Annotated in this window: 14 protein-coding genes; 6 read left to right on the top strand and 8 right to left on the bottom strand. The window is 46.3% G+C overall.

What is annotated here, in order from left to right; translation table 11 throughout:
* Positions 1-24: 24 nt before the first annotated feature.
* The 3 genes from dnaX (at position 25) to recR (ending at position 3,222) form a co-directional block, all read left to right on the top strand.
* Complete coding sequence (gene dnaX / locus OCU35_RS04815) at positions 25-2,205, top strand: DNA polymerase III subunit gamma/tau (protein ID WP_261825744.1); 2,181 nt, start codon at positions 25-27, stop codon at positions 2,203-2,205.
* A gap of 71 nt (positions 2,206-2,276) precedes the next feature.
* Positions 2,277-2,606 carry a YbaB/EbfC family nucleoid-associated protein gene (locus OCU35_RS04820; protein WP_017027817.1) on the top strand — a complete coding sequence of 110 codons (330 nt, stop codon included), beginning with the start codon at positions 2,277-2,279 and terminating at the stop codon, positions 2,604-2,606.
* A 16-nt stretch (positions 2,607-2,622) separates the two neighbouring features.
* Positions 2,623-3,222: a recombination mediator RecR gene (gene recR, locus OCU35_RS04825; protein ID WP_017027818.1), complete on the top strand. Its 600-nt coding sequence runs from the start codon at positions 2,623-2,625 to the stop codon at positions 3,220-3,222.
* Positions 3,223-3,300: 78 nt separating this feature from the next.
* Here the strand turns inward: recR and aqpZ are convergent, their stop codons facing one another.
* Together aqpZ and OCU35_RS04835 are read right to left on the bottom strand one after the other, a co-directional pair.
* A complete protein-coding gene (gene aqpZ, locus OCU35_RS04830) occupies positions 3,301-3,984 on the bottom strand; it encodes an aquaporin Z (protein WP_119010860.1) in 684 nt (227 codons plus the stop codon).
* A 107-nt stretch (positions 3,985-4,091) separates the two neighbouring features.
* The gene (locus OCU35_RS04835; RefSeq protein ID WP_261825745.1) at positions 4,092-4,343 is read right to left on the bottom strand and encodes a YkgJ family cysteine cluster protein; all 252 of its coding nucleotides are present in this window, start codon (positions 4,341-4,343) and stop codon (positions 4,092-4,094) included.
* 178 nt (positions 4,344-4,521) lie between these two features.
* On the opposite strand from OCU35_RS04835, the gene OCU35_RS04840 reads away from it, so the two are divergent.
* Positions 4,522-4,962 carry a YcgN family cysteine cluster protein gene (locus OCU35_RS04840; protein ID WP_017032457.1) on the top strand — a complete coding sequence of 147 codons (441 nt, stop codon included), beginning with the start codon at positions 4,522-4,524 and terminating at the stop codon, positions 4,960-4,962.
* Here OCU35_RS04840 and OCU35_RS04845 read toward each other — a convergent pair whose 3' ends face one another.
* The 4 genes from OCU35_RS04845 to gap form a co-directional block, all read right to left on the bottom strand.
* The gene (locus OCU35_RS04845) at positions 4,963-5,910 is read right to left on the bottom strand and encodes a ChaN family lipoprotein (protein ID WP_261825746.1); all 948 of its coding nucleotides are present in this window, start codon (positions 5,908-5,910) and stop codon (positions 4,963-4,965) included. It lies immediately after the preceding gene.
* Between the two features lie 23 nt (positions 5,911-5,933).
* Positions 5,934-6,746 (bottom strand): 23S rRNA (guanine(745)-N(1))-methyltransferase, encoded by an 813-nt coding sequence (rlmA, locus tag OCU35_RS04850; protein WP_261825747.1) that lies wholly within the window; start codon positions 6,744-6,746, stop codon positions 5,934-5,936.
* 108 nt (positions 6,747-6,854) lie between these two features.
* Positions 6,855-7,739, bottom strand: coding sequence for a D-hexose-6-phosphate mutarotase (locus OCU35_RS04855; protein WP_261825748.1), 885 nt, complete (start codon positions 7,737-7,739; stop codon positions 6,855-6,857).
* A gap of 130 nt (positions 7,740-7,869) precedes the next feature.
* Complete coding sequence (gene gap, locus OCU35_RS04860) at positions 7,870-8,865, bottom strand: type I glyceraldehyde-3-phosphate dehydrogenase (protein ID WP_017027825.1); 996 nt, start codon at positions 8,863-8,865, stop codon at positions 7,870-7,872.
* A 348-nt stretch (positions 8,866-9,213) separates the two neighbouring features.
* Between gap and msrB the strand changes: the two genes are divergently transcribed.
* Positions 9,214-9,618, top strand: a complete 405-nt coding sequence (msrB, locus tag OCU35_RS04865; protein WP_102483571.1) for a peptide-methionine (R)-S-oxide reductase MsrB — start codon at positions 9,214-9,216, stop codon at positions 9,616-9,618.
* A gap of 48 nt (positions 9,619-9,666) precedes the next feature.
* Entirely contained in the window at positions 9,667-9,957 is a 291-nt protein-coding gene (locus OCU35_RS04870) for a YeaC family protein (RefSeq protein WP_017027828.1), read from the top strand.
* Between the two features lie 14 nt (positions 9,958-9,971).
* Here the strand turns inward: OCU35_RS04870 and OCU35_RS04875 are convergent, their stop codons facing one another.
* A complete protein-coding gene (locus OCU35_RS04875) occupies positions 9,972-10,655 on the bottom strand; it encodes a haloacid dehalogenase type II (RefSeq protein ID WP_102483573.1) in 684 nt (227 codons plus the stop codon).
* A gap of 176 nt (positions 10,656-10,831) precedes the next feature.
* Complete coding sequence (ansA, locus tag OCU35_RS04880; RefSeq protein WP_261825749.1) at positions 10,832-11,857, bottom strand: asparaginase; 1,026 nt, start codon at positions 11,855-11,857, stop codon at positions 10,832-10,834.
* Positions 11,858-11,996: the final 139 nt, after the last annotated feature.

Below are 11,996 nucleotides of genomic sequence, written 5' to 3' on the forward strand. Positions count from 1 at the left end.
CCTTCTCATCTATCAGGATAATTAATGAGTTATTTAGCGTTAGCACGTAAATGGCGTCCAAAGCGATTTAAAGAAGTCGTAGGGCAAGAGCACGTCTTGACCGCGTTGGAAAATGCATTGGATCAAAACCGTTTGCATCACGCCTACCTGTTCAGTGGTACTCGTGGTGTAGGTAAAACGACGATTGGTCGCCTACTAGCCAAGGGCTTAAACTGTGAAACTGGCATCACTTCAACACCCTGTGGCACGTGCCAAAGCTGTGTGGAGATAGATCAAGGTCGATTCGTTGACCTGTTGGAAATCGATGCTGCCTCCAGAACTAAGGTTGAAGATACTCGCGATTTATTGGACAACGTTCAATACAAGCCAGCTAGAGGTCGCTTTAAGGTTTACCTGATAGATGAAGTGCATATGCTGTCAAAGCATAGTTTTAACGCACTACTGAAAACCCTAGAAGAGCCACCTGAGTATGTGAAGTTTTTGTTGGCGACAACGGATCCACAAAAACTGCCAGTGACGATTCTGTCTCGATGCCTTCAATTTCATCTTAAGCCTATTACTGTTGATGATATTCATCAGCAGCTTGAGCACGTTCTAGAGCAAGAAAGTATTGCCAGAGAAGATCGTGCCCTAGGTATGCTTGCCCATGCTGCAGATGGCAGTATGCGTGATGCCTTGAGCCTTGCTGATCAGGCCATTGCTTTAGGTAACGGCAATGTAGTGACAGAGCAAGTGTCGCGAATGCTCGGCACTCTAGATAGCGAACAAGCGCTATATCTGATTGATGCCATTGTTCATAAGCAGGCATCGAAAAGCCTAGAGGCATTAAATCAGCTTGCCAGCAATGGCGTTGATTGGGATGGCTTGTTGCAAGAGCTGTCAATGCAATTGCATCGCATCGCTATGTATCAAGCGCTTCCTGCCACCTTAGATGCGGGTCATATGGACGCTGAGCGGGTTCAACACCTTGCTGAGCAAATCTCTCCGCAAGAGGTTCAGCTTTACTACCAAATCGCTTTAAAAGGGCGTGGTGAGCTTTCTATGGCACCAACAGAGCGAGCAGGGGCAGAGATGACCTTGCTGCGAATGCTAGCGTTTAGCCCAGCTGACAAGCCTGCAGCGAACACTATCTCTACGCAAAGCAATATCAGCAGTGAAGCAACACAGTCCTTACCTATAGTGGATACTGCGCCGGTAGCGGAAAGGCCATCGCCGGTTCAACAAGCGAAAAAGGTGTTAGAGCAGGGGGGTGCTAAACCGGTTTCATCTGAGCCTCGCCCTGCAGAACCGTTGCAACAAGCTCCTTATTCTGCACAGCAACCGCCTATTTCTACACAACAACCGCCTATTTCAATACAGCAACCGCCTAGGGCTGATGTACCTCCTGTGCACTCAGGATATGAACCAGCGGCTCAGCAGGACCAAGGTGCCTCAAACCTAGTTCAGCCAGCGGAGCCTGTTGGTCATGACACAACGAACGAGCCACAAACTTCGGTTCAGAGCCCGCTGGTAGGTCTTCGTCATCAACTTCGTTCTAAGCGTCAAAGCAAAACATCAGTACAAGGCGATCGCTCAAAAAAGGGTGAGGCAGTACAGACAGGCAAGAAAGAAAGCGTACTTCAGCGAGTGACTCAAAAGCACCCGCCAAAGACACCTTCAGAGTCCGTGCTGCAGGAAAAAGTCGATACCAGTGGTCAGCCATATCAATGGCAAGCGTCAGAGTCTTCTCAACCCAAAGAAATAAAGCCAGGCCTAACACCGGCATTGTTGAAAAAGGCGTTGGAGCATGAGAAGACACCCGAAATGGTGTCCAAACTGGTGGATGAATCTGTCGCACAAGACAGCTGGAGCGCTTTGATAGCTAAGCTGAATACCGCTAAGCTAGTGGAACAGTTAGCCTTGAATTCGCACTTTGAGGAAAGCGAGGGTGGGATTGTCTTGCATTTAAGACCGAGCCAGCAACATCTCGACGGAGACAAATCTCGCAGCGAGCTGATGCAGGCGCTTGCTGACGTGACAGGGCAACATCGGGAGATAACGGTACAAGTCGATGAGCAAGGTCAAACACCGTTAGAGCTACGAGAAACCCTGTATCAACAAAAGCTTGAGCAGGCGTTTAACAGTTTAGAGAGCGATGAGCATATAAAGTTTATTGAGGCCCGTTTTTCAGCGGAACTGGATAGAGAGAGTGTTCGTCCAATATAGGGTTGAAATGGGTTAGGGTAATCCCCATTTCACTAGTAATTATCAATACCGATATCAAAGAGAGATTCAGAATGTTTGGAAAAGGCGGTATGGGCAACCTAATGAAGCAAGCCCAGCAAATGCAAGATCGTATGGCGAAGCTTCAAGAAGAGATCGCACAAATGGAAGTAACTGGCGAGTCTGGTGCAGGCCTAGTTAAAGTGACTATCACTGGTAGCCACAATGTGCGTCGCGTTGACATCGATGAGAGCTTGATGGAAGACGACAAAGAGATGCTTGAAGACCTGATTGCAGCAGCATTTAACGATGCAGCTCGTCGTGTTGAAGAGACTCAAAAAGAAAAAATGGCTTCTGTGACTGGCGGTATGCAACTACCACCAGGCATGAAAATGCCTTTCTAAGAAACAGAACTAATCAATGCGTACCAGTAACATGCTGGAGCAGTTGATGGAGGCCTTACGTTGTCTACCTGGGGTGGGTCCCAAGTCGGCGCAGCGTATGGCCTTTCATTTATTGCAGCGAGATAGAAGTGGTGGCGTTAAGCTAGCGGACGCCCTCAGTCAGGCAATGACTGAAGTGGGTCACTGTGGCGAATGTCGAACCTTCACGGAAAACGATGTTTGTCATATCTGTAGCAACCCCAAACGGCAGCAAACAGGCCAAATATGTGTGGTTGAAAGCCCAGCTGACATTGCAGCCGTAGAGGCAACAGGTCAGTATTCAGGACTCTATTTCGTGTTGATGGGGCATCTTTCTCCCCTTGATGGAATTGGTCCTAGTGATATTGGGCTTGATAAGCTCGACTTTAAGCTTCAGGAAGGCGAAGTCACCGAAGTGATATTGGCGACTAACCCAACGGTTGAAGGTGAGGCCACAGCTCAATATATTGCTGAGCTATGCCATATTCACCAAGTCAATGCTTCTAGGATCGCTCATGGCGTACCTGTCGGTGGCGAACTGGACCTAGTGGATGGCACCACCTTGTCTCATTCCCTCCTTGGGCGACACAAGCTTTAATAACAAGATGTTAAAAGGCCGCTTAGTGCAGACTAAGCGGCCTTTTTTATGCTTTCTCACTTAGTGTGATTGGTATTACTACTCTTTGCCAGCAACTGCTTTGTAGATGATAGCGCCGATAATACCGCCAATAATAGGTGCTACCCAGAATAGCCATAACTGACTGATTGCCGCGTCCCCAACAAATACTGCCACCCCGGTGCTTCGCGCAGGGTTTACTGAAGTATTGGTGACAGGGATACTGATCAAGTGAATCAGTGTGAGACATAGGCCTATAGCAAGAGGTGCAAAGCCCGCCGGAGCTCTACCATCGGTCGCCCCCATAATAACGAATAGGAAGACGGCAGTGAGAACGATTTCAGTCACTAGTGCCGCGGTCATTCCATAGCCCATAGGCGAGTAATCGCCGTAGCCATTCGTAGCAAACCCGCCAATATCGGCGCCTGCTTTACCCGTCGCAATCACATACAACACACCACCGGCAATAATGCCGCCAATAACTTGTGCAATGATGTAGGGGACGACTTCCTTGGCTTCATGGCGACCACCAGCCCAAAGGCCAATAGTCACCGCAGGGTTTAGGTGACAACCTGAGATATGGCCAATAGCATAGGCCATAGTGACAACAGTAAGACCGAAGGCTAATGCAACGCCTGCAAAGGCAATACCAAGATCGGGAATGCCAGCCGCTAAAACAGCACTACCACACCCTCCCAATACCAACCAAAATGTTCCAATCAGTTCGGCTAAGTACTTATTCATAAGAATCCCTTCTATAAGTGTTTGATTCTTAATAAAGGTAGTCGGTTTTTTCTAAGTGTGGAAAATTTTATAGGGATACAAAACGAAGAACTCTGACAAAAGCTACTTTACGCAGTACAGCTTTCTAGATCATTGAGAATGAAAAGCGCTTGTTCACGGGTATCACCGCAGACCCATTCTGCTGCTTTAAAACCATGACAAACGTCGGGGCGCTCTTTTTTACCAAAAAGCTTACACAAGTTATCTTCGGTCAGTTGTTTGCAGCGTTCACCGGCGTTCTTGCCGTTAGGATGCAGTGGAAAGCTGCTAGAGATACTTGGCGCTATACAACAGGCACCACAATAAAGACGACATTCCATACAGTTGAGCCTTACAAGAAAAGTGAAGGGGGATTATCAACAGTTTTACTAAGATTGAAAGAAGTTTCTGCACTCGGATGAAAAGTATTCATGTAAGTGCTTGATTATCGCTTTTGCTTGTATTTTAAGCGATGAATAGGTATAAAACGCCTCCAAGTTTATGACGGTAAGATTTAAGATGACTTCTCCATTTTGGCAAACAAAAACACTAGAACAGATGAGCGAACAAGAGTGGGAAGCTCTATGTGATGGCTGTGGTAAATGTTGCCTACACAAACTTATGGACGAAGACAGCGACGAGGTTTACTACACTAATGTGGCCTGTAGCTGGTTAAACAGCAAAACCTGTAGCTGTAAAGACTATGCCAATCGTTTTGAGTCTGGTGAAGAGTGCTTAAAGCTCACACGCGACAAGATTCACGAGTTTCATTGGCTGCCAGAAACCTGTGCTTACCGCTTATTGTCAGAAAATAAAGACTTGCCTGAATGGCACCCGTTGATCACAGGTTCAAAATCAGCCATGCACGCTGCAGGCGAAAGCGTTCGCAACAAAGTAGTGTATGAGATTGATGTTGTGGATTGGGAAGACCACATCCTTAATCACCCAAATAGAAAGTAACTACTCACAATCTGTCTTCGCATCCGAATGCGGATGTGTGGACATGCCATGATTGAGAGCTCCGCTAACAACCTGCTCGGGTAAAGGTAAAACTAATAATTGGTACTCAGGGAAGGGGCTTTGTTTTGATATATCTGAAACCTCTGTCACCGGTGTAATCAGCGCAATTTTGAGATCCGGCATTCGCTTGTTGAGTGAGTAGGCAATGCCCATCCCATTCTCAACATGAAACTTTCCAGCCGTATGCATCACCTGATGTTCAGGGTTGTCTTTAATGTGCATAGCAATACTCTCCGCCATGGTCTCATCCCATGAAACCTGAGCCGCGTACATCTTTTCTACGACATCTTTATCCATCCCTTCCATCATCTCGGTGAAATTTGCCTTATAGGGCCTATCAGAAGTATCCAATTGCGCCGCCACAAACTTGCGCTCTTTACTATCGAGCTGATTAAGGTAGTCAGGGCCGACCTTTCCGATACAACGCACAATATCTCGTGGGGCATTTGCCGCAATTACAGGCATGTTCGCCGCTTTGGCTTGCTCAACAAGAGCGCGATAGTCACTGGTGTAATTAGGCCACGCATTTCCATGAGCAATCAGCGCTAATTCGCCAATTTCATCATTCAAATACTGATCGAGAGTTGATTGCGCAGGTCGGCTGAATTGCTCCATAGAGAGAGCCACGTTTTCGTTCTTATCAAGTAACAATCGGTAGAGATCTGACTGAAAACGATGCACGGCAGAATGAGAGTGCCACTCACCAACGAGGACAACATCTGCGTTTAAGACCTGTGAGGGAAGCGAGGATAGAGTTATTGAATTGGACGGCTTTTGATAAAGCTGATAGTCAAAAAATGTAGTGACAGCAGAGTTCGGTTCTTTAGCAAGGGCTTGGAGGCAAAGAAAACAGGAGAGCAAAACTAAGGTGTTTCTATGTGCATACATATCGGCTCTCCTGCCTGTTTGGGTTAACTCACCCTGTAAACCTGAATATTAAAGTCCGCTTCACACTCAAAGGTATCGCAGTCTTTAAGCTCTGCCTGTAATTCCTTAGACGCTTTCCAAGCGAAGGGTGTCATTTGCAGAAGCTCAAACCCTAACCCTTTTTCTAGCTGCATCTGATAATTGAGTTTAGTTTGTTCCACTAACTCTAGCCCTGCAAATTCATCGGCTTCTTCTTCGTGCAAACGGACTTCTTGATATATACGTTCGCGAAGCTGATATAGATGTCTTGCGCCGGGCGTCACTGTAATTAATAGACCATTAGGCTTTAGGCAGCGCAGCAGTTCTTCTTGTTTACTAGGTGCATAGACCTTAACAATGACGTCTAGGCTGTTGTCGCTAAAGGGCAGTTTATAGCTTGATGCAACACTGAAATGGCAATTTGCGTAGCGTTTAGATGCGTAGCGAACGGCTACTTTGGAGATATCCAAACCATAGACTTGAGCAGTATCGATAAGGGTTTGGGCGATTTCGTTGGTGTAGTAGCCCTCACCGCAGCCGATATCCAATACCGCTGGAGCTTCGATGTTTTCTACGCACTTATTGACCGTCGAGGCTAGTTGCTGCTGCAGGTTTTGATAGTGACCGGATTCTAGAAAGACTCTGCGGGCTTGCATCATCTCTTTACTGTCACCTGGGTTCTTTGAATGCTTGTGATGAGCGGGCATCAGATTTACGTAGCCTTCCTTGGCCTTATCGAACATATGATTGTTAGGGCATTTAAACGTTCGAGATTCTAGGGCTAAAGGTTGTGAACAAAGAGGGCAGGCGTAGATCATAATAACTGGATTCAAAAAATGGTATGCAGATAGTAGTCGCTATCGATGATAGAGACAATGATTATAAGAAGTGACTCTAGCAATGAATCTAGAGTCACTCACAGGCGTTTACTTACAACCGATAGTAGTCGACAGCGTGTAGCTCTCACCAGGCTTAACAACCGTGCCTGACTCAATACTTGGGGCATGCTGACTAGCTTCAATGCACAGCATGGTTTTGTAACCATCGTCTTGCATGTCACTCATTGCTTGCGCTCCCTCGGCCCAAGGGTTCCAGATCACTGCTGAGTTTGAGCCTTGGTTTTCAATGACAATCTCACGCTCAAAGCCAGGATCGCTCAAGGTGATGAGTGGCTTTGGCTGAGTGTAAACTCTGTCGATGGTATCCGTAAGGGTGAGTACGTCGCCGCCTTGAGTCAGTTTCGCTTCGTTTAGGCTATCGATATACTCAGGACCCATGCCACGTGTTTCAACGTTATGGATATCAGAGATATTAAGGTACGTGTGAAGCGCGCCAGAGAAGCGCCAGTCGGCTTCATCTGTGTTAGTTATAACAAGGCTAACCTTTAGCTCGTTACCAATCTCTACGTTCAGCACAGCTTCAAATTGATGTGGCCATACTGCTAGCGTCTCTTCAGAGGTGCTGAGACCTAGACTCACAATAACGCCGGTTTCATTTTCTCTGTGCTCGATAAGTTTCCATTGTGAGGTGCGAGCAAACCCATGTGCAGGTGCTGCAATTCGGCCAAACCATGGCCAGCAAACAGGGATCCCACCACGCAATGCTGCTTTACCATCGTAAATGGCTTGTTCACTCATCCAGATAAGGTCTTGCTGGCCTTGTGGCTTGTAAGAGATGACATGACCGCCGTGAAGCGCGATGGCAGCAGACGCTTTTTCGTGAATGACGCGAACAATCTTAAGCTCGTCTTGCTCAGCGATAGTGACGTTGTCAGAGAGGACCGCTATTGCGGGTAGTTGATATACATCCATATTGAGTTCTCACTAAATTAGGGCGTATTGTGATGCACGATTGAATGTGCAGTTGTAGTTGTTGCCCTAAATTTTTGACAAAAAAAAGGCGACTCAAGAGCCGCCTTCATGCAAATTTCTTAGCTAATGCTTACTTAGAGATGTGAGCGATTAGGTCTAGAACTTTGTTTGAGTAACCGATTTCGTTGTCGTACCAAGATACAACTTTAACGAACTTGTCGTTAAGTGCGATACCAGCTTTAGCATCGAATACTGAAGTGCAAACTTCACCGATGAAGTCTTGAGAAACAACTTGGTCTTCAGTGTAACCAAGAACGCCAGCCATTTCGCCTTCAGAAGCTTCTTTCATAGCAGCACAGATAGCTTCGTAAGAAGCACCGTTAACTAGGTTAACAGTTAGGTCAACTACAGAAACGTTAGCAGTTGGTACGCGGAAAGCCATACCAGTTAGTTTGCCGTTTACTTCTGGAAGTACAACGCCTACAGCTTTAGCAGCACCAGTTGAAGATGGGATGATGTTCTGAGAAGCACCACGGCCACCGCGCCAGTCTTTAGCAGAAGGACCATCTACAGTTTTTTGAGTTGCTGTAGTAGCGTGAACTGTAGTCATAAGACCAGACTCGATGCCGAACTTGTCGTTAAGAACTTTAGCGATTGGCGCTAGGCAGTTAGTAGTACAAGAAGCGTTAGAAACGATGTCTTGACCAGCGTAAGTGTCGAAGTTTACGCCGTTAACGAACATTGGAGTTGCGTCTTTAGAAGGACCAGTAAGAACAACTTTCTTAGCACCAGCAGTGATGTGCTTACGAGCAGTCTCGTCAGTTAGGAAAAGACCAGTTGCTTCAGCAACAACGTCTACGTCGATTGCGTCCCACTTAAGATCTTCAGGGTTGCGTTCAGCAGTTACACGTACAGTCTTACCGTTAACGATTAGGTTGCCGTCTTTAACTTCAACAGTGCCGTTGAAACGACCGTGAGTTGAATCGTACTTAAGCATGTAAGCCATGTAATCTACGTCGATTAGGTCGTTGATACCTACTACTTCGATGTCGTTACGCTCTTGTGCTGCACGGAAAACGAAACGGCCGATACGGCCAAAACCGTTAATACCTACTTTGATAGTCATTATTGTTGCTCCACAACTTTTATGTCAGATTAATTTTAAACTGGTAGTAAAATTACAAAACTCAGTTTCCTTCTGCAACCGATAATCATGCTTATTTTGTTTAAAGTCAAAAAAAAATACTTTCTTATCGCACTTAGCCCTGCAGATGGTCGTTTATTGCACTCATTTGACGAGGTACTGTCCAATAAGTGCGTGTTGCGCAACAAAAAACTGATATTGAAGCGCGAATTTCTATCTCTTTCACATAAGTGGAAGAAAGTATGTGCTACAACATCGGACGAGGCAAGTGATCCACTGCCAAAAAGTCATGATAAATTTTAAATAGGGAAGCAGGGACTCGTTTTACGTATGAGTGATAATAAAAAATCAGACCAAGAATGGCGTCAGGAATTATCAGAAGAAGAATATCGTGTGTGTCGAGAGCAGGGCACTGAAGCGCCTTATAGTGGAAAACTATTGCACAACAAAGCGACCGGCGATTACGCATGCACTTGCTGTAAGACTTTGCTGTTTAAATCAGACAACAAATACGACTCGGGTTGTGGTTGGCCAAGTTTTGATGCACCGGTATCCAATGAAGCGATTCGCTATCTGGAAGACAACAGTCACGGCATGAAACGCGTAGAGATCCGCTGTGCGAAGTGTGATAGCCATCTGGGACATGTGTTTCCTGACGGCCCTATTAGCACCGGAGAACGCTATTGTGTGAACTCGATATCCTTAGTGTTCAACAAGGATAATGAGCAAGGTTAATCATTGTGGTAACTTTGTTACGACATAAAACAACGCAGGAGGGAGACAATGAGTCAAACTAAACCGGATTTAGAGCAAATGGTCGATGCCATTACTCCAGAGGCATATCAAAGGCTTTGCTTTGCTGTAGAAACTGGCCGCTGGCCTGAAGGGACTGCGCTTAGTGAAGAGCAAAGAGCCTACTGTCAGCAGGCGGTAATGCTGTACCAAAGTAAGAATAATACCGAGGCGCAGCACATGACGGTGGCGGCAGGCGGAGAAATCAGTTTTAAATCTAAGAGTGAATTGAAGCGTCAGTTTAACAATGAAGAAACAATCACTAAAGTTAAAGTCGATTAACTAGTGGTGGTTTGTTAAGCCTTCAGCTTATTGTCAATGTTCACTATCTGCTCCACCAGTTGCTGCATATTGTCAGCAACAACCTCAGCCTTTTTATACAACGGATGATAGAGGGCGCCGCTTCGGTTAATGTAAGCGGCGCGCATTCCCGCCGTCATCGCCCCATGAGTATCCCAATCATGGGTTGCCACTAATCTAAGGTCTTCGACCGAACGCTCCACCTTTGACGCCGCATAATGATATACATCCGTACACGGCTTGAAGCTTTCTGTTTCCTCGACGGAGATGACTTGGTCGAAGTACTCAGTAAGTCCGGCATTCTCTATCTGTGTGGTAATTAATTTAGAGGACGAGTTGGATAGGGCAACGGTGCGATAACCATTGTCTCTAAGCCAAATTAGTGCCGGTTTTATATCTGTATGAGCGGGAAGATTCGCAAATGTCGACAATATTTCGGTTTGCTGGGCTTCACTTAGCAATATTTGTTTTTTTGAGGCTAATGTTTGCAGGGCAATTTTTGCAAGAGTCGCAAAATCGGATTTGACCCTAGTAGCGATGGCGACCGTTGAGCTATGCAGCAACATAGAAAACCAGGTGTCGGCATAATCTGCACTGCCGAAGTAGGTTGCAAATTTAGGTTTGAGTGGCGCCAAGCTTAGAACCGTTTCGTTAATATCAAATAAGACTGTATCGCGCATAACCGACTGACCCTATTTTGTTGGATAGGGTGACAATAGCACTTACTGTGATGACAGTTAAAGGCAGATAGGACAAAAGATGAGTAGGGCAGAAGCAAGCCGACTCAACGAATATTGGTCGGCTTATTTTACTTAAAGAAAGGTCGCTACAAAAACCAAGCCAAAAGACTCTAGTCTTATAAACTCATCTCACCATGCAGTACTCGTTGCATCTGAACCTTGATCTCTTCGTAGTCCAAGCCTTGGCTTAGAAGGAAGTGAAGCTTAGCCAGCGCCGCTTCATGAGTCATGTCATAGCCACTGATCACTCCAGAGTCAGCCAGAGCACAGCCTGTTGCGTAGCCGCCCATGTTTACCTTGCCTGCCAAACACTGGGTGAGGTTAACCACGATAACGCCACGCTCTGACGCTTCTTTAAGATGTGCCAGCAACTGCGGGTTTTGCGGGGCATTACCCACACCAAAGGTCAGTAAGATCATGGCATTCACTGGCTGGCGCAATGTATTGCGGATCACCTCATGAGAAATACCCGGATACATAGTGATAACGCCGATAGGCTGAGGAGTTATCGTGTGTACCTTAAATTCACCGACGGGCTTCTTATTCACTTCTGCAATAGAGCTCACCTGAATATTGATACCTGCCTCAAGTAAAGGAGGCAGGTTTGGCGAGGTAAATGCGGAAAAACCGTCGGCATGGGATTTGGTGCTTCGATTGCCACGCATTAGCTGGTTATTGAAGAACAAGGTCACTTCATTGATGGGGTAGTTGGCAGCAATATGCAGGGCATTAAGTAAATTGGCTTGACCATCTGAGCGCAGCTCTGCGAGGGGGATCTGAGACCCTGTCACTATTACTGGCTTGCCAAGATTCTCCAACATAAACGACAGAGCTGACGCCGTGTACGCCATGGTATCGGTACCATGCAGAATCACGAAACCATCGTACTTGTCGTAGTTATTCTTGATGTCGTCGGCAATTTGTTGCCAATCAGCAGGGGTCATATCGGAAGAGTCGATAAGCGGTGCGTACTCATGGATAGTGTACTCTGGCATCTCTGGACGATTGAACTCCGGCATACCAGCAAGTTGCGATTCCATGAAACCTGCTACCGGTACATAGCCGTTCGCGGATTTTTGCATACCGATAGTACCACCGGTATACGCGATATAAATGTGTTTACGTGTGTTCTGCTGAGGCATAAAAACAGGTGCTTTTGACGGGTAACTGATTGGGGCGAAGTATAGCGGATTTAAGGACTCAAGCAATATGACACTGCTGCAAATATAACAAAGCCCAGCGTAATACTGGGCTTTGGTGGTTAGTGCTTACTATTTAAAC

It is taken from the genome of Vibrio breoganii, assembly GCF_024346795.1.
GTDB lineage: Bacteria > Pseudomonadota > Gammaproteobacteria > Enterobacterales > Vibrionaceae > Vibrio > Vibrio breoganii.